The sequence below is a fragment of the Blautia sp. NSJ-175 genome (assembly GCF_022867815.1).
GTDB lineage: Bacteria > Bacillota > Clostridia > Lachnospirales > Lachnospiraceae > Blautia > Blautia celeris.
Genome location: NZ_JALIFQ010000002.1, coordinates 327,200 through 350,114, shown reverse-complemented (window position 1 = coordinate 350,114; position 22,915 = coordinate 327,200). Strand labels below are relative to the sequence as shown.

Annotated in this window: 24 protein-coding genes, 1 tRNA gene and 4 pseudogenes; 4 read left to right on the top strand and 25 right to left on the bottom strand. The window is 39.1% G+C overall.

Annotation, left to right across the window (positions count from 1 at the left end; genetic code table 11):
- Window positions 1–36: 36 nt before the first annotated feature.
- Window positions 37–690, top strand: a pseudogene (locus MUB35_RS05035) (CpXC domain-containing protein).
- 102 nt (window positions 691–792) lie between these two features.
- On the opposite strand, the gene MUB35_RS05030 reads toward MUB35_RS05035, so the two are convergent.
- Window positions 793–1,002 carry a DUF6219 family protein gene (locus MUB35_RS05030; protein WP_005334849.1) on the bottom strand — a complete coding sequence of 70 codons (210 nt, stop codon included), beginning with the start codon at window positions 1,000–1,002 and terminating at the stop codon, window positions 793–795.
- Between the two features lie 45 nt (window positions 1,003–1,047).
- Between MUB35_RS05030 and MUB35_RS30790 the strand changes: the two genes are divergently transcribed.
- Both MUB35_RS30790 and MUB35_RS31005 read left to right on the top strand, forming a co-directional pair.
- Window positions 1,048–1,341, top strand: a complete 294-nt coding sequence (locus MUB35_RS30790; protein WP_081019506.1) for a penicillin-binding transpeptidase domain-containing protein — start codon at window positions 1,048–1,050, stop codon at window positions 1,339–1,341.
- Window positions 1,338–1,394, top strand: a pseudogene (locus MUB35_RS31005) (hypothetical protein); the annotation flags it as partial. The gene MUB35_RS30790 and the pseudogene MUB35_RS31005, both read left to right, overlap by 4 nt.
- A 73-nt stretch (window positions 1,395–1,467) precedes the next feature.
- On the opposite strand, the gene MUB35_RS05020 reads toward MUB35_RS31005, so the two are convergent.
- From MUB35_RS05020 to MUB35_RS04915, 22 genes and pseudogenes are all read right to left on the bottom strand, one after another.
- Window positions 1,468–2,343 carry an ABC transporter ATP-binding protein gene (locus MUB35_RS05020; protein WP_005334851.1) on the bottom strand — a complete coding sequence of 292 codons (876 nt, stop codon included), beginning with the start codon at window positions 2,341–2,343 and terminating at the stop codon, window positions 1,468–1,470.
- A gap of 4 nt (window positions 2,344–2,347) precedes the next feature.
- Window positions 2,348–3,007, bottom strand: coding sequence for a hypothetical protein (locus tag MUB35_RS05015; protein ID WP_005334852.1), 660 nt, complete (start codon window positions 3,005–3,007; stop codon window positions 2,348–2,350).
- Window positions 3,008–4,072, bottom strand: a complete 1,065-nt coding sequence (locus tag MUB35_RS05010) for an ABC transporter permease (protein ID WP_040015615.1) — start codon at window positions 4,070–4,072, stop codon at window positions 3,008–3,010.
- Window positions 4,073–4,154: 82 nt separating this feature from the next.
- Window positions 4,155–5,336, bottom strand: a complete 1,182-nt coding sequence (locus MUB35_RS05005; RefSeq protein WP_005334857.1) for a HAMP domain-containing sensor histidine kinase — start codon at window positions 5,334–5,336, stop codon at window positions 4,155–4,157.
- Window positions 5,324–5,998: a response regulator transcription factor gene (locus MUB35_RS05000; protein WP_005334858.1), complete on the bottom strand. Its 675-nt coding sequence runs from the start codon at window positions 5,996–5,998 to the stop codon at window positions 5,324–5,326. The genes MUB35_RS05005 and MUB35_RS05000 overlap by 13 nt, the downstream gene beginning before the upstream one ends.
- Window positions 5,999–6,174: 176 nt before the next feature.
- Window positions 6,175–6,282, bottom strand: a pseudogene (locus MUB35_RS04995) (TnpV protein); the annotation flags it as partial.
- Window positions 6,283–6,432: 150 nt separating this feature from the next.
- Window positions 6,433–6,969: a GNAT family N-acetyltransferase gene (locus MUB35_RS04990; protein ID WP_117528505.1), complete on the bottom strand. Its 537-nt coding sequence runs from the start codon at window positions 6,967–6,969 to the stop codon at window positions 6,433–6,435.
- Window positions 6,938–7,474, bottom strand: a complete 537-nt coding sequence (locus MUB35_RS04985) for a dihydrofolate reductase (protein ID WP_117528506.1) — start codon at window positions 7,472–7,474, stop codon at window positions 6,938–6,940. The genes MUB35_RS04990 and MUB35_RS04985 overlap by 32 nt, the downstream gene beginning before the upstream one ends.
- 38 nt (window positions 7,475–7,512) lie before the next feature.
- Window positions 7,513–8,043 (bottom strand): GNAT family N-acetyltransferase, encoded by a 531-nt coding sequence (locus tag MUB35_RS04980; protein ID WP_117528507.1) that lies wholly within the window; start codon window positions 8,041–8,043, stop codon window positions 7,513–7,515.
- Window positions 8,044–8,073: 30 nt separating this feature from the next.
- Window positions 8,074–8,466 (bottom strand): annotated as a pseudogene (locus tag MUB35_RS04975) (pyridoxamine 5'-phosphate oxidase family protein).
- Between the two features lie 67 nt (window positions 8,467–8,533).
- Window positions 8,534–9,031 carry a preQ(1) synthase gene (gene queF, locus MUB35_RS04970; RefSeq protein WP_055214233.1) on the bottom strand — a complete coding sequence of 166 codons (498 nt, stop codon included), beginning with the start codon at window positions 9,029–9,031 and terminating at the stop codon, window positions 8,534–8,536.
- 14 nt (window positions 9,032–9,045) lie between these two features.
- On the bottom strand, window positions 9,046–9,726 hold the full coding sequence (queC, locus tag MUB35_RS04965; protein ID WP_117528508.1) for a 7-cyano-7-deazaguanine synthase QueC: 681 nt from the start codon (window positions 9,724–9,726) through the stop codon (window positions 9,046–9,048).
- On the bottom strand, window positions 9,689–10,312 hold the full coding sequence (gene folE, locus MUB35_RS04960; RefSeq protein WP_117836027.1) for a GTP cyclohydrolase I: 624 nt from the start codon (window positions 10,310–10,312) through the stop codon (window positions 9,689–9,691). The genes queC and folE overlap by 38 nt, the downstream gene beginning before the upstream one ends.
- A gap of 1 nt (window position 10,313) precedes the next feature.
- Entirely contained in the window at window positions 10,314–10,982 is a 669-nt protein-coding gene (queE, locus tag MUB35_RS04955) for a putative 7-carboxy-7-deazaguanine synthase QueE (protein ID WP_117836026.1), read from the bottom strand.
- A gap of 35 nt (window positions 10,983–11,017) precedes the next feature.
- Window positions 11,018–11,437 (bottom strand): 6-carboxytetrahydropterin synthase QueD, encoded by a 420-nt coding sequence (gene queD / locus MUB35_RS04950; RefSeq protein WP_117529282.1) that lies wholly within the window; start codon window positions 11,435–11,437, stop codon window positions 11,018–11,020.
- 282 nt (window positions 11,438–11,719) lie between these two features.
- A complete protein-coding gene (locus MUB35_RS04945) occupies window positions 11,720–12,124 on the bottom strand; it encodes a hypothetical protein (RefSeq protein ID WP_005334861.1) in 405 nt (134 codons plus the stop codon).
- Between the two features lie 7 nt (window positions 12,125–12,131).
- Window positions 12,132–12,428, bottom strand: coding sequence for a hypothetical protein (locus tag MUB35_RS04940; protein WP_005334864.1), 297 nt, complete (start codon window positions 12,426–12,428; stop codon window positions 12,132–12,134).
- Window positions 12,429–12,437: 9 nt separating this feature from the next.
- The gene (locus tag MUB35_RS04935) at window positions 12,438–13,436 is read right to left on the bottom strand and encodes a DUF6017 domain-containing protein (RefSeq protein WP_117947869.1); all 999 of its coding nucleotides are present in this window, start codon (window positions 13,434–13,436) and stop codon (window positions 12,438–12,440) included.
- 78 nt (window positions 13,437–13,514) lie between these two features.
- The gene (locus MUB35_RS04930; protein ID WP_118031502.1) at window positions 13,515–14,417 is read right to left on the bottom strand and encodes a ParB/RepB/Spo0J family partition protein; all 903 of its coding nucleotides are present in this window, start codon (window positions 14,415–14,417) and stop codon (window positions 13,515–13,517) included.
- Window positions 14,407–15,192 (bottom strand): ParA family protein, encoded by a 786-nt coding sequence (locus MUB35_RS04925; protein WP_005334870.1) that lies wholly within the window; start codon window positions 15,190–15,192, stop codon window positions 14,407–14,409. Before MUB35_RS04925 ends, MUB35_RS04930 begins: the two co-directional genes overlap by 11 nt.
- Before the next feature lie 14 nt (window positions 15,193–15,206).
- On the bottom strand, window positions 15,207–16,172 hold the full coding sequence (locus MUB35_RS04920; protein WP_118031503.1) for a ParB/RepB/Spo0J family partition protein: 966 nt from the start codon (window positions 16,170–16,172) through the stop codon (window positions 15,207–15,209).
- Between the two features lie 326 nt (window positions 16,173–16,498).
- Window positions 16,499–16,572 (bottom strand) — tRNA-Arg (locus tag MUB35_RS04915).
- A gap of 540 nt (window positions 16,573–17,112) precedes the next feature.
- Here MUB35_RS04915 and MUB35_RS04910 point away from each other — a divergent pair.
- On the top strand, window positions 17,113–19,455 hold the full coding sequence (locus MUB35_RS04910) for an InlB B-repeat-containing protein (protein ID WP_186971192.1): 2,343 nt from the start codon (window positions 17,113–17,115) through the stop codon (window positions 19,453–19,455).
- A 70-nt stretch (window positions 19,456–19,525) separates the two neighbouring features.
- Here MUB35_RS04910 and MUB35_RS04905 read toward each other — a convergent pair whose 3' ends face one another.
- Both MUB35_RS04905 and purF read right to left on the bottom strand, forming a co-directional pair.
- Window positions 19,526–21,277 carry an ammonium transporter gene (locus MUB35_RS04905; RefSeq protein WP_033143937.1) on the bottom strand — a complete coding sequence of 584 codons (1,752 nt, stop codon included), beginning with the start codon at window positions 21,275–21,277 and terminating at the stop codon, window positions 19,526–19,528.
- Between the two features lie 214 nt (window positions 21,278–21,491).
- Complete coding sequence (gene purF, locus MUB35_RS04900; protein WP_033143936.1) at window positions 21,492–22,907, bottom strand: amidophosphoribosyltransferase; 1,416 nt, start codon at window positions 22,905–22,907, stop codon at window positions 21,492–21,494.
- Between the last annotated feature and the right edge of the window lie 8 nt (window positions 22,908–22,915).

Here is a 22,915-nt window from a genome sequence, read left to right as displayed (position 1 = left end):
AACTATAGATTTATCTCACTGAAAGGAGGAACATTTATGTCAAGACATCATATTGAAAAAGTAACTTGTCCTTCCTGCCATCATGAGGGGGATTTTGAGCTCTGGGACAGTATTAATACTGCACTGGATCCTGAAATGAAAGAGAAGGTACTTAATAAATCTATTTTCCTTTATACTTGCCCGAGCTGTGGAGAGACCTTTCGTTTAAACTATCCTACACTCTATCACTAGATGGAAGATCTTATCATGATTTATCTGGTTTCTGAATCAGAAGTAGAAAAGACATATGAAATGTTTTATGGTGAAAATGCTTTGTTTGATTTTCGTACTGAAAAATATTTATCCCGAATCGTAACGTCACCAAATCAGCTCGTTGAAAAGATACAGATTTTTGATGCAGGTAAAGATGACAGGATAATGGAACTTGTTAAATTACTTGCGACAGATTCTCTTCTCGAAAATAATCCTGATGAAGAATTTGATGAACTGCGCTTTGCTGTCGACGATGACGGAACAAATATTCTTGTAATCATTAATAAGGGTGAGACCACTGGTGCAGTTGACATTGACGATATGTATGAATTTGCTTCTTCACACTGCACTGATTTCAAAGATCTCCGAGATGATGAGGATATTGTTATCAATCGGGAGTGGATTCTTAACAAACTTGCTGAAGCAGAAAACGAATAGTATATTTGGTGGCTACACCCCCAAGCCCCTGTAGAATAAATAACGCCAGTACTGGATATCAAAAATCCCGCACCGGCGTTATTTATTAAAATATTTTGTTTTTTAATCTTCAACACTCTCTACTGAAACTTCTTTTTTCTTCCTACTTTTACCAGAAATCATCTTGTGTCCTGTATAAATAGCCATAATCATGCAAAGCAAAGTACTTGCTGCAAAGTACTTATGGCCTTCTTTTGATCCCTTATAACCTGTATAAAAAGTTCCAAGCATTGTAATCAGTGCACTGATAGACCAATATTTATGTGCTTTCATTCAGATACCTCCTGCCGTTTTTCTTAATCATATACCTTTTAAAATATATATACAAACTGGTATTTTGAATCAATCGACAAGCAGCTCGGAGCTTCCACTATAAATTCATACCTTCAGCAAATAGGATATGGCAATGAAAATATATCCGGAGATTTCTCTTCCTACTGGATGCAGTCATCCTTAAAGATTTCACCAGTAGAACAAGTTGAACTTTTGAAAAATTTATATCGAAACAACTTCAACTTTACTCCTGCTAATATTCATGCCGTCAAAAATTCCATCCATCTTACCGCCTCTGAAAATGGAGAATTTATGGAAAAACCGGAACCGGACGAGTGAACGGGCAGGATATAAATGGCTGGTTTATAGGTTTTATAGAAAGCCAAAATAATACATACTTTTTCTCCACAAATATTCAAAGCGAACAACGTGCAACTGGTAGTAAAGCATCAGATGGTGCTTTATCTACTCGTATTGATTCGTCACATAAATATAAGCATCTTCCAACGTTGCAGGAATTGACATACACTCCAATTCTGGCTGTATTTCAGAAATCACTCTTAACTGCAATCCCCCCTCAACATACTGTTTTGATGTAATACGATACTTCTGTTCCACTTCTCTTGCTTTTCTCTCATCAGGTACTTTGCAAATCCAGATTTTCCCCTGTGCTTCTTCTGTCAAATTCTTCATAGAACCCGCATATAAGAAACTACCTTTGTGCATAATTGCAAGTTGGTTACAGGTAGCAGCCAAATCTTCCACCACATGAGTTGAAAACAAAACCGTTCTGTTTTCAGAAAAATCTACTAACAAATTGCGGATGCGAATACGTTCCTCTGGATCTAAACCGGTAGTCGGCTCATCCACAATCAAAAATTCCGGTTCATTTAAAAGCGCCTGCACTAATCCTACCCGTCGTTTCATCCCGCCTGACAACTGTTTCATTTTCTTTTTCCGGTGTTCTGCAAGACTGGTCTTTTTCAAATAATATTCTATTCGTTTCTTGCATTCTGCTTTTGGAACACCTGCCAAATCACCCATATACTCTAAACACTCCTGAACAGTCAAATTCGGGTAAAGATCAATTTCCTGTGGCAGATACCCTATTTTTCTCTGGATTTTTTCATAGTTTCCTTCACTATATAAAATCCTGTCCAATGTGACCGTTCCACTTGTAGGTTTAAGTACAGTAGTTAAAACCCTCATCAAAGTTGTCTTTCCTGCTCCATTTTCTCCCAATAATCCAAAAATTCCATTCGGTATATTTAAATTCGCATGATTGATTGCTGTCACACCATTTTTAAATCTTACTGTTAAATCCTCAATATGAATACTCATAAACTTACCCTCTCTTTCTAACTATTTTCGGCAATACTACCAATAAAATCAATCCAATACCAATACACAAAGCTTTCCCTTGCAGCCATGTAACATCAGCAGTATTTTCTATATCTCTGAAAGCATAGGAAAACAGATTCCATGCCCCAAAAAGTTTATCTCCTCCCGTGGAATTTGTTGCTACCCATATCAGAAGACAGCTTCCAATCCCCATCCACATATTGCGAAAAAGCATAGACAATGTATTGACCAATATTCCCCAAAAGAAAATGGTTACTACAATCGCTAAAAAATAGGCAATAAACTGAAGTATTTCACTTTCTGTTGCCGGATGTGTGACCGGTTTTTGAAACACAAAAAACAATCCGTAACCTAAAACAGCAAGCAGTAATAAAAAAACTTCCTGTATCATTATTCGCTGCATGATGGAGCAAATTCTCTTTCTTATTGGATACAGCCTATGGATTTCTGATCTCTTGCTTGTAATTTCCTGCACATAAGTGTCCGCACAAAAAACAGCAGTCAATATAGCAAAAGGTGCCTCAATGGAAAGTCCTATTTCATTTGTGAATACAACCCCACGTATCAAGCTTAAAATCACAACAAAAGATACTGCATAAGCAATCTTATAAAACGGCAGAACAATCTTCATTTCCTTCTTCATTTACATCCGCCTCCTCTTCCAAATCTGTATTGAAATCAGAATAATCACTACAGATGCTAAAATAAGTAGACTCTGATTTAAAAATGCCATTGGTGGCGGTGTCGTATCGAAAAGCTGATCAGGGAATCGAACCATAATCGCAAAAGGTCTTCCCCAATATCCATAAACTCCTTCCGCATTTCTTCCGCCCATATTGGAATATACCATGTAAAGAATCAGAAGTGGCACTCCCGGAAGTGGATTTTTAAATAGGAGTGAAATCAATGTATATACACTTACAATCATCAGCATATTGGGAAGTATATAAAGTACAGTAGAAACTATAAAATCCCAGAACCGCACTTCAAACCCACTGTCTTTTGTATAAATAACACACAATGCCCAAAATAATAGATTTATAATAGTCAGAGCAATCAAACAAATTGCAAATCCTGCGCTTACTTTTCCCAATACATACTTTCCGGCAGTGATCGGTTTCGTGTGAAGCAATTCATAAGTATGCTTTTTCGTATCCTGTAAAAACAGAACCGCTAACATAATTGTTGCAAAAAAACACATAAACAACCCTGCAAAATCAGCAAATTTTCTTGAGTAATAAAAAGAAAACGTCTTATTTTTCATTTTTTCGTTCAGATATGCGTTGATTTCTTCTGATGTTCCTTTGTAATAGGCACTATCTTCGTACATATATCTTGCACTATACCAATCATATTTTTCCTCCAGATATACGAATGCTTCTTCTAACTCCATATCAACAAGTTCGCTCATTACGGATTGTGCCTCTAAATCAGACATTTCTAATTCATCAATTAGTGCTTGTTTTATCTGTCCACTCCATATTTCTCGATGTTTTTCAGGATTCGCAGGAATATATCCTTCATAAACATCTCCTAAGCGAACTGTATCAGGATAATCATTGACAATTTTCTCTCCTTGCCCTAAATAGTGTGTCATTAAATATGGACTTGTCGTATTAAACACACCATAAATCACAAGCAGAATACCTACCCAAAATAACGGTCGCTTTAGATAATTCTTAATCTCTCTTTTAAAAATAGCAATCATACGTTTGTCTCCTTTCCTTGTTATAGACATCATAAAATATAAATCACAACAAAAAGACAACAGTATAAAAAAATCGGACTGCTTATGCAATCCGATGAAATACTGCTGTTATTACAGCTCCACTCTGTTTTTCGTTTTCTATAAGTAACTGTCCGCCATGCTTTTCACAATACAATCTGCTGATATACATACCCATTCCTGAATGTTTCAAACTATCTTTCACATTTTGCTGATAAAAAAGCTCTGTTGCCTTTTGTTTGTCTACTGTAAATCCCACTCCATCATCCTTTACTCTGATTTGTAATTCAGAATAAGTAAGGAGAACTTCCATTTCCACTTTTGTTTTGGCATAACGAAAGGCATTTGACAAAAGATTTTCTATAACCTCTAAAATCACTTCCTTATCTCCCGAAAATTTTTCTGCTGTTTCCGAACATTCTAAATCGTATTGCTTTCCAAATTTTTTCTCAAACACATTCATCTCTGCACGTATGTCTGTTTCTAACTGCTTACTTGTAATTTTTTCTGCCACCAACTCCCTTGCATCTAAACTGCTCATCTTTCGCATTGTTTCCACAAATATATCCATACGTTCAATCTGTTTTTTGCTTTCATTTACCATATCTAGGGCTTGCTCCATATTTATCTCTTTCTTAGGGAGATATTCTGAAAGCATTTCCTGATACCCCTCCAGCACAGATAGTGGAGAACGTATATCATGTGCAATCGCTGTTCGCAAAGCCTTTTCTTCCTCAATCATTTTCCATAATTGATGGTTATTTTCTGCAAGCTGCTCCTTCATCCGTTCAAATTCTCTGCACAATCTTCCCATTTCATCTTTATTTTCATAGGTAATATGAAAATCCAAATTATTTCGACCAACTTGTTGTGATGCCAGTTCTAATTCTTCAATGGGATTTTTCAATTTATGCTTATAAAAAAGAAACACTGCTATGATATTGCCTACCACAGACACGATAAGTACTGTAAACGTCTGAAGGAAATCGCATATCTCTGATACATGATAATCAAATTTTTTCATTTCATAAGAATTCGGTCTCGGAACATCTGTCAAATACTTTCTACCTTCACCTTCTGCCATTTCAAAATACTTTTCTTGATCTACATATTTCCACCAAATGTCATCTTGTATAGTGGCTGCCATTCGCATAATCAATGCTGAAAGATAAAAACTAACTATCAAACTAACAATCATATACAAAACTATAGTTTTTCTCAACGAAAGATTTCTTATTTTGTCCATTTATATCCCATCCCCCATATCGTTTCAATATATTCATGCTCCGTATATTGATTGATTTTTTTACGAATTCTACGAATTAACTCTGTCACCACTCGGCTATCTCCTTCTGCATCGTATCCACTAATCTTTTCATAAATACGTTCCTTATCAAACACCATTTCAGGGTTCATGGATAAAAGTTCTATAATCTCATATTCTAATTTAGTAAGCCCTAAAGCATTTCCTTTAATATGTACGCATTTACTGGCATAGTCAATTACTAATTCCCCATAAAACCGTTGTTCTGTTTTTCTATGTAAACGTTCCTCACGTTTCAAATGGGCAATAATTCTGGCATCTAATTCTTTCAAACTGAATGGTTTTAAAACATAATCATCGCCACCAGACAACAATCCCATTACTCGATCCTGTTCTTCTACTTTTGCAGTCAAAAAAATAATCGGACAGGAAACCATATCTCTGATTCTTCTGCACACTTCAATTCCGTCCATTCCCGGCATATTTACATCCAATAAAATAATATCGGGATTTACACTTATCTTTTCCATTGCTTCTATGCCATTTTCTGCAATAATCACTGTATAATTCTTCAATGTAAAGTATTGATTCAACATTTTTAGCAATTCTCTATCATCATCAACCATTAAAATTTTATAGTTCATAAATTCCACCTCTGGCTATAATGCTATCTTTTCTTTATAGTATATCTTATAAAAAACAACAAATAAACAACAATTCCTAAAAGGCAACAGCCTTTCTAAACTGCCGCCTTTTCTCCTTCATTTTATTTCCATTATTGATAAACCATCTCTGTATCCACAATCTCCCTTGCACACGATTACATATTGTTCATTCTCGCTACCCATTCCATCTGATTTTCTGCCTTTAACTGTTCCGTGATCCCCTGTGCCTGTTTCATCTGCTCTACAATTCTTTCAAACCTTAAATACTTATAGTCGTCTGTATCCAAACAAACAAGCCGAAGTCGCACAACAACTTGAAAATCTTATCAACGGAACAACAGTCCCAGATACTATTATAAAAAAGGAAAAAGAGCTCCTTCGAGCTCTTTTGATTCAGTTCTGTAAACTTGAATTTACCGAATGACCTTTTCAAACTGGAATATTCCGTCCGGGAACTGCTCGTCCAGTTCTTCGGAGCACATTTCCGGATCATTCGGATCTTGGTGATATTTATTAAAAAACTCTACAATGTGGAAGCCGCAGCGATTGACATAAAAATGAATGTTGCGCTGCTCAAAATACGGAGTGACCGTTTCCCACACCTTCACTTCCGGGTACAGTTTTTCAACAGCACACCAAGCAGCATATCCGATACCTTTGCTATGGACAGCCGGAGAAACAAAAAGAAGATCAAGGTCACCTTTTTCGCCGTCAACTTTGATCACTATGCCGCCGACTTTTTGACCGTCCAGTACGATACGGTAGGCTTCTCCGCCGTCAATGGACTGCTCAATCGTATCCCGTGATATGATTTGATCCTCTTCCTCAAAGTGGTCATCTCTAAGTCCAAATTCTTCCATCGCACCATAATTAAAGGCTTCCTGATTATCCAAAATAAACTGTTCTCTATCGCTACATTCAAGAGGAAACAGCTGTACAATAGTATTCATATCTTTGCTCCTTAAAATTACGATTTTTTACTGCTACTTTTCGTCTATAAATCTTTCTTGTAAACTGTTCATTGTCCTCAGACATTTCTTCAATTGTTATATCAAAATCATTCTCATCAAATTCTGGGAAAAAAACATCCCCTTGCTCTATATTTATATTAATTTCAGTAATGTACATTACATCCACTAATGGTATAGCTTCTTTATATACTCCATAACCACCGGCTATATATACATCCTTTCCTTTCGCTAACTCGATAGCCTCTTTTACACTAGATGCTGTATGAATATTTCTTCCAACATATTTTTTACTTTTTGAAATAACTATAGTTTCTCTATTTGGGAGTGGATGACCGATTTCATCATATGAATTCCGTCCCATTACCACAACATTTCCTGTTGTAAGTTCCTTGAACTGTTTTTGCTCGCCCTTAATTTTCCATGGGATTTTTCCATTTTTCCCAATACAATTATTTTTTGAACGAGCTACTATTAAACCTATCATATGATACTCCCTCCTACAGATTCCATTCTCTTTGTCAATCATTCTACACTTCGAACCTTATCCAAATCAATCCAGTATCTTTGTTCCACAACACCATCAACCACGACTTCGTTTTCTAGTATTCCTCCATTGTTTTCAATGCTTTTAGCCGAACCAATATTTCCTTTATCACAAACCATCAGAACTTTATTTATTCCTAGCTTTCTACATTCTTTCAAAGCCAACGATATCATTTTTGTTGCAATCCCTTTTCTTCTCTCTGATGGGCGAACACCATCTCCTATGTGTCCACCATTTAATAACAATGCTTCGTTTAAATAATGTCTAATGTTTACAGCACCTACAACAATGTTTCGTTCTTCATCTAAGCAAAAAAATGTAGAATCAGGAACTAATCCCTCACTTGTGTCTCTTACTTCCAGATTGTTACAATAGTAATCAAAATCACTGTAATCTAAACGACCAATTACATATGGAATAATTTCTTCACCAGAATTATTCCACTCATCTAACATATCTACAATTTGATTACGATATTTATTTGTTGCTTTTACTAACTTAAGTTTCACAATAATACCTCCAGCACTAATCCTTTGTTATTAGAATTTAACTTCCTGTGGTTCATGTGTAAATGAACTAAATGTAGCTGTGGCATTTTTGAAATAGAATACTTCTGTATTACCATCATCTGCTGAGTACATATTCTGTAAAGATGGGTATGCATCAAGCATAGACTGTCTTGCTTCTCTTCTGTCATCTTCTACAAGTTCTCCAGCCACACGGAGCCACTCTCCATCCTTAAATGCACAGATTTCTACCTTTGGGTTTGCGTGAATCTGCTTTGAAACATCCTTGGTTTTACCTGTCTGAATATACAATTTACCTTCAAAAATATGGGCTGTTCCAAAAGGTCTAACTCTTGGCTGATCTCCTTCTACTGTTGCCAAATAATATGTTTCTGCTTCCTTTTAAAATTTTACTACCTGTTCCATTATGTAATCCTCCTATCTCAATTTTTATTTTGATAGGTTCATTATATCACTATTTTCCCTATTATTCTTATCTATTATCAACCTTTTCCGGATACATATCATGATTTGCCATTCTATTAAATGCGATTTCTTCCCATTTTGTTCCAGGCTTTCCATAATTACAGTAAGGGTCTATTGATATTCCACCTCTCGGAGTAAATTTTCCCCATACCTCAATGTATTTTGGATCCATAAGTTTTATCAAATCTTTCATAATTATGTTCATACAATCTTCATGAAAATCACCGTGATTTCTGAAACTAAATAAGTATAGTTTTAATGATTTACTTTCCACCATTTTAATGTTGGGTACATATGATATTGTAACAGTGGCAAAATCCGGTTGACCTGTTATGGGACACAAACTTGTAAATTCAGGGCAATTAAATTTTACAAAATAATCATTTCCCTGATGTTTATTCTCAAAAGTCTCTAACATCTCCGGTGCATAATCGCATGGATACTGTGTTTTCTGATTACCTAATAATGTTATGTCTGCTGTCTCTTCTTTGCTTCTTCCTGTCATAATTCTTCTCCTTTTTATTCCATTGCCGGATCTTTAATTCCGTTTAACTCAAACGCTTTAGCTCTGTCTATACATGTTCCACATTTGCCACAAGGTTTTTCTCCACCTTCATAACAACTCCATGTGTATTTATATGGCACATTTATCTCAAGTCCCTTTTTAACAACCTGATCTTTAGTTGCATTGATAAATGGTGCTACAACCTTAATCTGTTTTCCACTTCCAAGATATATCGCTTCATTTATTGCATTATTAAAATCGCTGCTACAATCAGGATATGCACTTCCAGCTGCATCATCTGCATGTGCTCCATAATATATCTCACTGCAGCCTTTTGAAAGTGCTATACTGGCAGCACTTGATAAGAATAATCCATTTCTAAATGGAACATATGTTGAAACAGGTGAACCATTTGTACTCTTAATCTGGTCATTATATGATTCTTTAGGTATTTCCTTATCAGAATGTGATAATAGGGAACAATCGCTATATTGAAAAATTTTTGCAAGGTCAAGATAAATATGTTCTACATTATAGTATTTTACAATTTTATCTGATGCTTCTATCTCTTTTGTATGTTTCTGACCATATGCTATTGATAATGCAATAACATTTTCTGGACCATATTTTTCTACTGCCATACCAAGGCATGTTGTACTATCTATTCCACCACTGAACAAAACCATTGCTTTCATTGTTAAATCTCCCTCTTAATGTTTGTGTATATGTTTTTGTGTTAGTTTTTTTAATTCCTCTTGCAGTCATGCAGCTGTGACATCCTTCAATAAGTACTGCTATATCTTCTGCTCCTGTAACCATCTGCATAATATCTGCAATATCACTTCCTATTCTTTCCTGAAGTTGTAATCTTTTCGATACCATATCTGCTATTCTTGCTATCTTACTAAGACCTATCACTCTTCCCTTTGGAATATAGGCAACCGTTACCTTCATATCATACATAAGTGCAAGATGATGCTCACAATAACTGAAAATATCTATGTCTTTTACCACTACCATATCAGAATTTCCATTTTGACTTTTACATTCCACGTTTTCGAACTCTTCTTCCAGTCTATCAAGTGCAAATGTTTTGTTAAACATATCTGCAATTTCTTCATTTGTATAATTCATTCCCTCAAAAACTTCTTCGTACATTTTTGCAACTCTTTTAGGTGTGTCTATTAATCCCTCTCGTTCAGGGTTATCACCCAGAGCTTTAAGAATACCAGCTATATGATATTCGATTGCTTTAGTATCTATTTTCTTATGCTTTTCCATGTTAGACTCCTTTTTTATCTGGTGACCATATTATTTTATGTAACTGAATCTGCATATTAACATCATTCATTACATTCTCTTTCATAAAATCAACTATTTCCTCTGGTTCTATCATTCCAAATACCGGACTTATATAAAGATTACATTTTCCATACAGATTATATTTTTCCATAATCTGCTTTGTCTTTATAAGATCCTCTCGGCTTCCTACTACAAATTTGACAGTATCATTGCTATTTAAAATATCAAAATTTCCTAGATTCATGGACTGTTCCATTCCACTACAGGAAAGCTTATAATCCATTGTAAAAGTTACATTTTCTTTATGAAGCTTACGGATTTTGTCAAGAAAAATGCTACCGTTAGTCTCTATTTCTACATTCAGATTGTTTTCTGCAAGAGCTGTTATAACTTTTTCAATATCGTCTCTTAATAATGGTTCACCACCGGTAAGAGTGACATTTTTCACTCCCGTTGATAAAACATAATCAAGTATTTCTTCTTCCGTCATGGGTTGATAAAGTGTATCTTGCTCATTGGCCCATTTGGTATCGCAATATTTACACTTAAGATTACAGCCTTTAAAACGTATAAAAACCGCAAGTTGTCCGGCTTTAGTTCCTTCACCATTGATACTTACAAATTTTTCAACCACTTCATATTTACTCATATACAACTCCTTTCAGATTAGAAAATTATTTATAATTATTCCATATAAGTTGCACTATTGACAGGAGTTTCATATACCGTTACAGCTTTCATGTTATATCCAAGTTTTTTTATTTTTTCATAAAAATACTTTGCCATATTCTCCGCTGTTGGACGAAAATCAAGTTCAATAATTCTGAAATTCTCGCTTTTTAAAGCTTCAAGTGTAGTTTCCTTCAATGAATTCTTTTCTATAATTAATGCGTGATCCATTGAGTCTGCAAGGTCTCTTAAATCTTTTTTCAATTCTCCAAAATCCACGTACATCCCCTTATGCTGAATGTCGTCCTTTAGTTCCTCAGCTTGAACTTCAAGAATAATCTTCCATCTATGTCCATGAAGATTGCTGCATTTTCCATCGTATCCTGCAAGAAAATGTGCTGAGTCAAAACTTGCCTCCGTTTTTAAAATATACATAAACCTTTTCTCCATTTGCTAATATTGCATAAAAAAACACGGATCCATCTGTACCCGTGCCTTAATAGATTATTTTTCTAAAAAATTCCAATTATAAATTATAAAAATAATAGCCCTGGTTTTATTTAGAGACAGGATGGTACAAACGAACTGTCTTATTAATATACCGTTCAATGATAGCAAATGATTCATAGCTTGTCAATTAAATACTCTTGGTTATCTTGCATCTACAAATCCCGATTTGCACTTCAAATCGTTTTCTTTATTCTATCATAGCATCCATTATTCCGCCATCAGTCTTTCGAACCAGGTATCCATGACAATGATAAACTGGCCTGCTCCTGGCAATTCTTGTAGCATTTCGTCAAGAGTTTTCTGTTTCACATATTTCTGCACATACACCCAACAGGCAATGCTACTGGCTTCTGATACAATGTCAGCTATGGTTTTGCGCATAAGCTCTTCAAATTCAGTAATTTCTTCTTTTGGGACAACATCATACAGTGTTGGTGCCTGATGACTTAATTTTACGCCATTTTCATTTGCATCTTTAAGCAGATTCTTAACTTTTTCTCTTGAATCCTCCGGTACTTTTATGTACTCCCACATAAATGCTACCACATCGGACGGTGTGTCTTTTTTAAGTGGTGGTAACTGAATATAATCATTGTTTTCGCTCATTTTCATATCCTCCTCACGATATAATAAAATCAATAATGCGTTCTCTTGTCATGTCCAGTACAGTATCTACGAACACTCCTGCAAAAAGGATCAGATACAGAATTACACTCAGCGAAAACAGAAATGCAACCTGTACCCAGTCATGGTAACAGTATGCAGTCGCTATAATCAACAAAGTGAATATAAACCCAAGGATCCCTCTGACAACCGCATAAGTCTGTACTGTCATCTTTACTGCCAGTCCGATCACAAAAAGGATCAGCCATACCGGCAGTAATAATATTTTCCCAGCAAGTTTTAAAATAAACATGTGCACCTCCTATCTTACCAGTCCTGGCATATCATGGTTCACCTCTGCCTGATAATACCCGTTCATCGTAGACGGTGCATTAAACAGGGATGCTAATAAATATTTCTTGATGTTCTTCACTTTGGTGGTGTTACCACGCATACAGTGTAAGACATACTCGATATGTGAATAGGTCAGCATCAGAAATTTTTTCTTCACCAGTGATGCCGGATACCAGTTGCTGGCAATCAATATCTTGTCATTTTTACACATCACAGTTTCTACGATCAGGTTCACGATTTCATCTACCTGTCGCATATCGTCATGATGGGTTACTTCCAGTGATTCATAATCAATGGTCTCTTTGACAAGGTTTTCATAAGCCTGATAATCCTCAGAGCGGTTATCGCTATCAAATCTTTTCTCATCCACAGATATGATAGGATTAGATTTATTATCATTCATTTCAGTATCACTAAGATTAGTATTATTAGGGTTTGAAATGTAAACTTCTTGAAGTTTGTTTTCGGGACTTCTAGAAGTTTGATTTTGGGACTTCATGAAGTTTAAATTGTAAACTTCTGCAGGCTCTTCATTTTCCACAGAAGTTTGTTTTTTAAACTTCTCTAATTCCTCTCCAAATTTTTTCTCATCTGTTTTCTCAGGCATAAAGGTTTTTACGTAGATAACATTCACCTTTCCAAATCCCTGCCTGCGTTTCTCAATCAGACCAATTCCTGTTTCGTCATCCAGCTCTCTCATGGATTTGATGGCTTTATTTCTGCCACAGTTCAGTAATTCCATGATATCTTCGATGGAAAAGTAGATATATGCTCTGTTTTTGTCGTCAAACCACTGATTTTTGATGGAAAGAGACATTCGATCCAACATCAGTCCATATAAAATTTTAGCATCGCTTGATAAATCTTTAAAATAGCTGTCTGTAAATAATGCTTTTGGTATGCGGTAGAAGCTGAACTGATCAGCTTCGGTACCGTAAAAATAATTAAATGTCATTTTTTTCTCCATAATTTCCTCCTTTCGTTTTCTGCTAAGAAGTCCTCTTTTTAAACTTCTTTGACTTTGTTTTCTTAGCTTTTTCTATCCTTAACAGGACTGTTCCTGCATCCATTTTTCTAATAATGATTCAATTACCTGTTCCATATCTTTGGCTGTATAATCATCCGGAAAATACTTTGTCAGTTTCTTTTCTGAGAAAGTAAGAGACCGGGATACTTTCTTTGCCATCACACAGTTATTGAAAATCGATAACATCTGAATCTGATTGATTGGTCCATCATTCAGCTGATTTCTGAGTGCTGCAATCTGTTTTGGTTTGATGAATCCGGTGTCGCTGATATATTCGTAGATCCATCCCTGTACTTCCTTATCGATGTAGGAGATATTGACAGCAACCGTAAACTGAAGCTTCTTGTTATCTACCAGATCAAGAAGTTCCGGAATAAGTTCTGTTAATCGTACAAATCTTTGAACCTGAGCTCTACTTTCCCCAACTTGCTTGCTCAAGACTTCATCTGATCTCAACTTCGTCTCATTTTGAGACAAAGTTAAATCTGTTCTGATTCCCTGCCTTTTCATTGCATCAAGTTTCATCTTGTAAGCAAAAGCTTTCTCACTTGGTAACAGTTCCTCTCGCTGAATATTAGCGTCCACCATAGCCACAATGGCATCATCATCTGATAATTCTCTTACGATTGCCGGAATTGTCGTCAGTCCTGCAAGCTGTGCTGCATGCATTCTTCTGTGACCGGATACCATTTCATATTCTTCATTTTCATCCATGCGAAGCAGTACCGGTGTCAGTATTCCATTGATCTTTACACTTTCAACCAGATCCTGCATCTTTTCATCATCCAGCACCTTGAACGGATGATTTTTAAACGGATGGATCTTACTGATTTCTATCTCCATTGCAGATTCTTCATTTACCACACCAAGCAGTTCATCAATACTTGCCAGTTTAATCTTTTCGCCACTTCTATTTTTCATTCTTCAAAACCTCCTGTGTTAAGTTCTTATATGCCTCTGCAACCTTTCCTTTTGGACAGTGCATATAGATGCTTTTTCCCTCTGCACTGGTCTCAGCAGCTTTTACAGACATCGGAATTACATTTTCAAATACCTCGATCTGACTTCCGTATGTTGTATGTACTCTTGATGCAATGTCCCTTGCGTAATTGGTTCTGAAATCTACCATAGTCAGGAGAATACCCTCAATCGCCAGTTTCCGGTTCAGTCTTTTCTTTACTGTAAGAATGGTCTTGATCAGCTGCTGAAGTCCTTTAACAGGCAGATATGCGGCCTGTACAGGTATCAAAACAGAATCAGAAGAGACCAGTGCATTGATTGTCATCATACCAAGACTTGGCATACAGTCGATCAGGATATAATCGTATCGGCCTCTTATCGCATCGATATATTCCTTCATGATCATTTCTCTGCTCATAACATTTCCCATCGTTACTTCCAGGGCAGAAAGCTCAATATTTGCCGGAAGTAGATCTACATTTTCCTGGTGATGTAAGATACCATCTTCCAGAGAGATTTCTTCTTCGTTAATGACATCCATCATGATCGTTGCCAGTGTGATGCGAAGATCATCTGGTTCCTCATATCCAAGACTTGCTGTTAAACTTCCCTGTGGATCCGCGTCGATCAGCAACACTTTCTTACCTTCTCTTGCCAGTCCAATGCCTACATTTACGGTTGTGGTGGTCTTTCCAACGCCGCCTTTCTGGTTTACTACGGATATAACTTTACACATGATTTCTTCCTCCTTTAACTTTCCCATGATTCTTTTTTCCATAATTTCAACAGTGCCAGTATTTCCCGCTTCATCATTGCCGGTGTATAAGAATTTGGAAAATACTTATGTAGCTGTTCGTTTGTGAAAGCCACTCTTGTGATTTCACCCTTTTTAACCTCACACATGATTTCTTCCATCTTTTCCAGTGACAACTGTTTTTCTTTACTCAGTTGCCGGATCCTCTGGGCCTGTGAGAGTGATGGGATTGCCTGTGCATACTCCATTGCTACAAGCAGTTCTCTTTGTTCTTTTTCGCTTAATGCAGCTATCTCTACAGCCGGACAAAAAGAAATGATCTCATCATCCAGTTTCTGCAACATTTCCGGTATCAGTTTTGTCAGTGAGATATAACGCTGCACTTGTTTTGGGCTATCACCACAATCTTCACTGATGATTTCTATTGCCCGCTTTCTTGGTGTTTTGTGGTCAACTTGGCTCTTTTTTCGACCACTTTTTCTTTTTAATACGTCATTCTTCAGTTTGTAAGCAAAAGCTTTTTCACTGTAGCTGATCCGTTCTCTGTGAAGATTGGAATCTACCATGCTCAAGATGGAATCATCTTCACTTAATACTCGGATGATCACCGGTACTTTACGGTATCCCAGTTTCTCCGCAGCATGTTTTCTTCTGTGACCGGATATGATCTCATAGTATCCATCCGGTACTGGTCTGACGATTAGCGGATTTAAAATTCCATACTTCTCAATGCTTTCCTGCAAAAGAAACATTTCCTTATCATCTTTTACCTGAAACGGGTGCTCTTTGAACGGACGAAGACGCTCAATCTCAATTTCTATGATTTTTTCTTCGTTTTCTCCTGATTGTCTGTTTGGCTCAGTCATCTTGACTCCTTTCCTCCAGGATTCAGGAAATAAAAAATGCCTGCCTGGAACTTTTATAGATAGTAAAGTTCCAAACAGACATTGCTGTTTGACCATTAGCTGTAGCTAATAGAATTGAATACTGTTTCAGCTAATTTATGTTTGCAGGTTTGGGAGAGATTGTTTCTTTTCCCGCCTTTTCTCTGATTTACATCCCCGAATAAGGGGTGACAACGGAGCGGAACCCAAATGTTAGCTGGACTTCTTAAAACCCATGTTTGCAAACCGGTAATTTTGATTAGCTGTCAGCTAACAAAAATCGGATTGCGTTAGCTGGAAATTGATCATTTTGAATGGAATTTTGTGTCACGAACGTGATTTGAAAATAACAAAAGCGTTCGTTGTCAGCTAATCCAGCTAACATTTTCGAACGCTTTGAAGCCCGTCGCCAAGAGGATTTGAACCTCCGACCCCTCGCTTAGGAGGCGAGTGCTCTATCCAGCTGAGCTATGACGACACATGCCGCAAACCCTTGATTTTACTGGGTTTCTAGGATTTTTCCCTTCGGCCATATATAAGATTATCAACTCTTTTTCGAGTTGTCAATCTACAGATTTTTTTGATTTGGTAACATTAGAACGTTCCCCCATTTGGGGAATGCTTTGTTGTCACCATTAGCATTTTTCAGAATAGATTCGAACTGAAAGTTGTTTTTCATTTTTTCCCTTTGGGGAATGCCTCGGCTTTCTCTTAGGAGGCGGTCGCTCTATCCAGCTGAGCTACAGAAACATAATATTTATGATATTTCCTTACGACCCTCTAATTTTATACTACCCAAAAGAAAAAGTCAAGATAGCATCCCTGTTTTTTTCTGGTTTCTTACGAAGATTTATAAAAATTACTGCCAGATATTGAACAGGATATTTGGGAAATATCGACAAAGTTTTCTTAAAGTTTATTAATATACTATTCATTGCAACGACGATTTGCTATAATAGTAATATAGAAAAGGAGTGGTTATTCACAGGCAGATAATGAATGAAAGAGGTGAAAGATTATGAAGCGTAAAGTGAAAAGAATGCTGGCGATGTTTCTTACTTTTATCATGGTATTTTCCATGGCAACCGTTTATGTTTCCGCAGCGGAAGAGGGGACGGGCAAGAGCACAGAGGCAGCAGGAAAACCGGAACTGTCCAAGAAGACGGCGGACAGCGTGACCCTGAAGACAAAAGAGGGGTATGTATACGGCATTCAGGAAAATGGAAGCACATGGAAATGGGCAGAAGATAAACAGTATGATAAGACGGCAAAGACAGTTTCATTTACAGGACTGAAGGCTGAGACGGAGTATGTATTTGCCCAGAAGACAAAAGATGCAGAGACAGTACAGGATGCAGATCAGCTGAAAGTAAAAACAGAAGCTGCAGCAATACAGGCGGAGACTCCAAAGCAGGAAGAGGTAAAGAATGAAACTCCAAAAGTTGAGGAAACGCCAAAGACAGATGATACAGATAAAAATGCAGAAACTAATAAACCGCAGGATGACAGTTTAAACACTGAAATTCAAAAACCTGAGGGAACAGATCAGACGAATACCGGTGTAGAAGGCAATAAAGTAAATGTGCCGGACGGGACGGAAAAACCAGACGAGACACAGAAACCGGATGATACCAACAAACCGGATGGCAGTGGTGATGTAAACCCACCGACAGATATGGGAAATACGCTGGATGAAACGCCGGCCATAGATAATAACACGGCAGTAAATCCACCATCTGACAGCCTCGATCCACCAAAAACAGACGGGGATAAAAAGGAAGAGCCGAAGGGAGATACCTCTAAGAGCCACCAACAGCAGAATAATGCCTTGGTAAATAAAGACAATGAGATACACAATTCGACAAATACCAATACTGACAAGAATACGCCGCAAAAAGCGGATACACCAGAGAAACCTCTTGTTGAAAAAGTGACAGACACAAGTGTTGTGCTGAAACCTGGCAGTGACGCCGACAAGTATACTTACAGTTATAAGCTGGCATTAAAGGACAGCAAGGCAAAAGAAGTGGAGCTGACCAATGATACCGGTGAGTTCAAGGACCTGAAGCCTGACACAGATTATCTGGCTTATGTTATGATCAAGGGTAACGATAAAGCTGATAAACCATATTCTGACAGTGACTGGAGTGTAGCAGCAGAGGTACACACATTAAAGGCAGCGGCAGATAAGCCGAAAGCAGCTCCGAAGCTTGCGGAAAAGACAGACACAACGATTAAACTTGATACCTCCACAGCAGACCTGGAATACGGCGTATATCTGGACAGCGGCGATATCAGTTGGAACAGTACAGGCGAATTCAAGGGACTGACAGCAGGCAAAGAATATAAGTTTGTTACACGTGTCAAATTTGACAAAGACAAACAGATGGAAAGCCCTGTCAGCGATGTTCTGAAAGTTACGACCAAAAAGGCAGCAGCAGCGGCTCCTGAAGCTCCGGTCTGCATCGGAAGGACAGAAAACAGCATTACCCTCAGAGCCGTAAACGGTCAGGAATATGCAGTGCTTGAAAACGGAAATCCTGTAAAATGGCAGGACAGCGAAGTTTTCAGCGGATTAAAACCAAACACAAGATATTCTTTTGTGACAAGAGTAAAATATAACCCCGATGAGGCAATGGAGAGCAAGGTGAGCAGCAGCTCATCCGCAAAGACAATTATCACATTCGAGGGTTCCAGCGTGACGGGCATCGAAGTAAACGGCGTCTATGACAAAAATGCTGTTGTAAATATTGCAGCAAACGGAAACGGCATGGACAATCAGAAACCGGAATCACAGGATACCAGATGGGTTCCTGAGAGCTGGAAATGGGGTGCTTCTGCAAAGGGTACCTGGAAAAAATCTCCGTATACCGCGAAGTTGACATTGAATAAAGCAGGAAAAATGGAACTTCAGGTAGTGTTCCAGTTGGAAGAGTATACAGAAAAAGGCTGGACAGATATGGCTGTTGAGAAGAAGACCATTACAGTTCCTTTCAGCGTAAAAGAACAGTATACGATCACTGCATCCGCAGGTTCCAATGGTAAGATTTCTCCTTCCGGCAGCGTTAAAGTTATGGAAGGCAATGACGCGACATTCACCATCACTCCAAACAAGGGATACCAGATTTCCCAGGTTACTGTGGATGGCAAGGCTGTTACCGTGAAAAACAGCAAGTACACATTTGAGGATGTGAGCGCAAACCACAAGATTTCCGTAACATTTAAGAAACTGACCAAGACAGTTCCGAAGACGGGAGATACCATGAACATGGCAGGCTATCTGATGCTGGCAGTTCTCTCCGCAGGCGCTGTATTTGCAGTAGTGGTTTCTGCTAAGAGAAAGAAAATGAACCGCAGATAATGAACAACAGGTACACGCAATAGTCCCGCCGGATGCTGTCCGGCGGGACTATTTTGTGGAAAGTTATATTTTACTCCTCAGGTGAAGTGTCCTGAAGTGCCAGGAAACCTTCCTCTCCTGTACGGATTTTAACTACATTTTCTATATCATATATGAATACCTTGCCGTCTCCAATCTGCCCGGTATGAAGAATCGTTTTTGCAGTATCAATCACTTTCTGGACAGGAACAAGACTGACGACAATCTCTATCTTGACTTTTGGAAGAAGATTCATATCCATCTCAACACCCCTGTAATAGGTGGTGGAGCCTTTCTGGATTCCACAGCCCAGTACGTTGGTGATAGTAATACCAGTCACTCCGATTTCATTCATGGCGTGCATAAAGTCTTCCAGCTTGCTGCGTCTTGTGATAATGACCACTTTTGTGAGTTTGTGTACTGTGGTTCCTTCTTTTGGAAATTCCCCTGGTACTTCGGCAGGTGCCTGCGTGGCAGAGGAGCCTTCTGATGCCGGGGTGTATTTTTTGGCTGTGCCCATGACGCTTGGAACTGTGCCCATGGAATCCTGTGTTACAAAGTCAGCGTAGCTGCTGGTAAGTCCGTGTTCCCTGATATCCAGTCCCGCAATCTCCTCATCAGCGGATACGCGGAGGCCGACGGTGTGTTTGATTGCCTGGAAAATAACAATCATAGTCACAACAACCCAGGCTGCAGTTGCAAGGAAGCCGATGAACTGTACACCTAACTGATGGAAACCGCCGCCAACTAAAAGTCCTTTGGCTTGCGTGCCTGCACCGTCTGAGAAAAGGCCCACGCAGAGGGTTCCCAGTGCACCGCACATACCGTGAACGCCGACAGCGCCCACAGGGTCATCAATTTTACAGATTTTATCAATAAATTCAATACCGAATACAACCACGAATCCGGCCAGAATGCCAATGACAGCAGCGGATGTGGGGGAAACGGTGTCACAGCCTGCCGTGATGGCTACAAGTCCTGCCAGCGTACCATTCAGTGACATGGAAACATCCGGTTTTTTATACATGATCCATGTAATGCACATGACTGTAACGGTCGCCACAGCAGCGGCAAGGTTGGTTGTGACAAATATTTTTCCGGCAGAGACAATGGCATCGCCCTCCATAGATACCGTGGAGGCACCGTTGAATCCAAACCAGCAGAACCAGAGAATAAAGACACCTAAGGCGCCTACAGTCAGATTGTGGCCCGGGATAGCTTTTGATTTGCCGCTTTTTGAGTATTTGCCAATACGGGGGCCAAGAATTTTGGCACCTACAAGGGCAGCAATTCCGCCTACCATATGAACCGCGCAGGAACCTGCAAAGTCATGGAATCCCATCTGTGCCAGCCAGCCGCCGCCCCAGATCCAATGACCGGAGATGGGGTATACCACCAAGCTGATGAGAAGGCTGTAAATGCAGTAAGATGAAAATTTGGTCCTCTCAGCCATGGCACCTGAGACAATGGTTGCGGAGGTTGCACAGAAAACAGTCTGAAAGATCAGGAATGCCCAGAACGGAACACCGTCCGGAAGCATGGCTGTGCCGTAATTGGATTCAGAGGCAATGCCTGCCACGGAACCGAAAAAGCCGCTGCGGGAGCCGAACATAATACCAAAGCCCACCAGCCAGAAGGCAGGGGTACCGATACAGAAATCCATCAGGTTTTTCATAATAATATTGCCGGCGTTTTTGGCCCGTGTAAAACCGGTCTCCACCATGGCAAAGCCTGCCTGCATAAAGAAGACCAGTGCGGCGCCTAAAAGTACCCAGATCGTGTTTACAGATGAAAAATCACTCATAAAAATATCTCCTTCCTTTTTCAAGTTTTTACATTTTCCTTCCCAGAATAAAAACAAAAAAGGTGCGTATTTAAGAGTTATGGGAGACTCTGAAAATACGCACCTTTGCATAAAGAAAAATGTGATATATGTAATCGGAAAATGACGGCCACGGGAAATGACCGCGCATCTCCGCAATTACTGTTGATAACAGCAGGAAACAGGTATAGATTATCTATTGTTTGTTGTCTGCTGTATGGCCTGTGATATCCATGGGATAATGGCTGTCAAAGCAGGCTTTGCACAGAGGCAGTTTTCCCACCATGGACTGCAGGTCCCGTGGGTTCATATAACCCAGGGAATCGGCACCGATCATGGCGCAGATCTCATTAGCTGTGTGGGAAGAAGCAATTAACTGTTTGTTGGATGGAATATCTGTTCCAAAGTAACAAGGATACAGAAACGGTGGAGAGCTGACACGAACATGAACGCTTTTTGCTCCGGCTTTTTTCAGCATACGGATGAGGTTCGCTATGGTTGTGCCGCGGACGATGGAGTCGTCAACAAGGATAATACGTTTATCCCGCACAACAGGTTCTAAAACATTTAATTTCAGCCGGACGCTTGATTCACGCTCTTTTTGTGTCGGTTTGATGAAGGTTCTTCCCACATAGCTGTTTTTATAAAAGGCTAATGCAAATGGAATCCCTGACGCTTCCGAATAGCCTTTAGCTGCCGGAATCCCGGAATCCGGGACGCCGGTCACAAGGTCTGCATCTGCAGGATATGCCGCCGCAAGGGCTGCGCCTGCACGGATGCGGGCATCATAGATATTGACGCCGTCCAGGGTACTGTCCAGCCGCGCAAAATAGATGTACTCAAAAATGCAGTGTGCATGAGTCTCCTGGCATAGCTGGCAGTTGGAGGTAATGCCATCCGCCGTGATGGTGAGAATCTCACCCGGACGGATATCACGGATAAATTCTGCGCCGATTGCAGAGAGGGCGCAGCTCTCGGAAGCAATGATATAAGATGAATCACGTTTGCCAAGGCAGAGCGGCTTCAGGCCAAGAGGGTCACGGACGCCTATCAGCTTTCTGGGGCTGGCAATGACCAGTCCATAGGCTCCGCGTATTTTTTTTGCCGTATGCAGAATTGCCTCTTCTACATTGTGAGTGCGGACTCTTTCCCTGGCGATGCAGTAAGCGATGACTTCCGAATCCGTGGTTGTATGGAATATTGCTCCGGTTTGTTCCAGTTCACATCTGAGGTCCTGAGTGTTCACCAGATTCCCGTTATGGGCCAGAGCAAGTGTTCCCTTAATGTAATTCAATACCAGAGGCTGCGCGTTTGAAAGAGTGGCAGCCCCTGTGGTGGAATAACGGACGTGGCCGATACCCAGATTACCGTGAAGCTTCTCGAGGATATCATCCTTAAAGACTTCACTTACCAGCCCCATTCCTTTGTGAGTATTCATGTTGCCTTTGGGACCTTTGGTATCACAAACAGCGATGCCGCAGGATTCCTGGCCCCGGTGCTGCAGAGAGCAGAGGCCGTAGTAAATGGATGACGCAGCATCCTCACCGTTTGGATTAAAGATGCCAAATACACCGCAGGCTTCTTTTATTTCCATATCTGACTGTAATTCCATGGGGCTGT

What these genes read in the sequence shown, in the direction of transcription:
- MUB35_RS05030 (WP_005334849.1), bottom strand. Translation starts at nt 1,002, where the DNA reads ATGAAAGCACATAAATATTGGTCTATCAGTGCACTGATTACAATGCTT.
- MUB35_RS05020 (WP_005334851.1), bottom strand. Translation starts at nt 2,343, where the DNA reads ATGAGTATTCATATTGAGGATTTAACAGTAAGATTTAAAAATGGTGTG.
- MUB35_RS05015 (WP_005334852.1), bottom strand. Translation starts at nt 3,007, where the DNA reads ATGAAGAAGGAAATGAAGATTGTTCTGCCGTTTTATAAGATTGCTTAT.
- MUB35_RS05010 (WP_040015615.1), bottom strand. Translation starts at nt 4,072, where the DNA reads ATGATTGCTATTTTTAAAAGAGAGATTAAGAATTATCTAAAGCGACCG.
- MUB35_RS05005 (WP_005334857.1), bottom strand. Translation starts at nt 5,336, where the DNA reads ATGGACAAAATAAGAAATCTTTCGTTGAGAAAAACTATAGTTTTGTAT.
- MUB35_RS05000 (WP_005334858.1), bottom strand. Translation starts at nt 5,998, where the DNA reads ATGAACTATAAAATTTTAATGGTTGATGATGATAGAGAATTGCTAAAA.
- MUB35_RS04990 (WP_117528505.1), bottom strand. Translation starts at nt 6,969, where the DNA reads ATGAATACTATTGTACAGCTGTTTCCTCTTGAATGTAGCGATAGAGAA.
- MUB35_RS04985 (WP_117528506.1), bottom strand. Translation starts at nt 7,474, where the DNA reads ATGATAGGTTTAATAGTAGCTCGTTCAAAAAATAATTGTATTGGGAAA.
- queF (WP_055214233.1), bottom strand. Translation starts at nt 9,031, where the DNA reads ATGACAGGAAGAAGCAAAGAAGAGACAGCAGACATAACATTATTAGGT.
- queC (WP_117528508.1), bottom strand. Translation starts at nt 9,726, where the DNA reads ATGAAAGCAATGGTTTTGTTCAGTGGTGGAATAGATAGTACAACATGC.
- folE (WP_117836027.1), bottom strand. Translation starts at nt 10,312, where the DNA reads ATGGAAAAGCATAAGAAAATAGATACTAAAGCAATCGAATATCATATA.
- queE (WP_117836026.1), bottom strand. Translation starts at nt 10,982, where the DNA reads ATGAGTAAATATGAAGTGGTTGAAAAATTTGTAAGTATCAATGGTGAA.
- queD (WP_117529282.1), bottom strand. Translation starts at nt 11,437, where the DNA reads ATGTATATTTTAAAAACGGAGGCAAGTTTTGACTCAGCACATTTTCTT.
- MUB35_RS04945 (WP_005334861.1), bottom strand. Translation starts at nt 12,124, where the DNA reads ATGAAAATGAGCGAAAACAATGATTATATTCAGTTACCACCACTTAAA.
- MUB35_RS04940 (WP_005334864.1), bottom strand. Translation starts at nt 12,428, where the DNA reads ATGTTTATTTTAAAACTTGCTGGGAAAATATTATTACTGCCGGTATGG.
- MUB35_RS04935 (WP_117947869.1), bottom strand. Translation starts at nt 13,436, where the DNA reads ATGGAGAAAAAAATGACATTTAATTATTTTTACGGTACCGAAGCTGAT.
- MUB35_RS04930 (WP_118031502.1), bottom strand. Translation starts at nt 14,417, where the DNA reads ATGAAAAATAGAAGTGGCGAAAAGATTAAACTGGCAAGTATTGATGAA.
- MUB35_RS04925 (WP_005334870.1), bottom strand. Translation starts at nt 15,192, where the DNA reads ATGTGTAAAGTTATATCCGTAGTAAACCAGAAAGGCGGCGTTGGAAAG.
- MUB35_RS04920 (WP_118031503.1), bottom strand. Translation starts at nt 16,172, where the DNA reads ATGGTCAAACAGCAATGTCTGTTTGGAACTTTACTATCTATAAAAGTT.
- MUB35_RS04910 (WP_186971192.1), top strand. Translation starts at nt 17,113, where the DNA reads ATGAAGCGTAAAGTGAAAAGAATGCTGGCGATGTTTCTTACTTTTATC.
- MUB35_RS04905 (WP_033143937.1), bottom strand. Translation starts at nt 21,277, where the DNA reads ATGAGTGATTTTTCATCTGTAAACACGATCTGGGTACTTTTAGGCGCC.
- purF (WP_033143936.1), bottom strand. Translation starts at nt 22,907, where the DNA reads ATGGAATTACAGTCAGATATGGAAATAAAAGAAGCCTGCGGTGTATTT.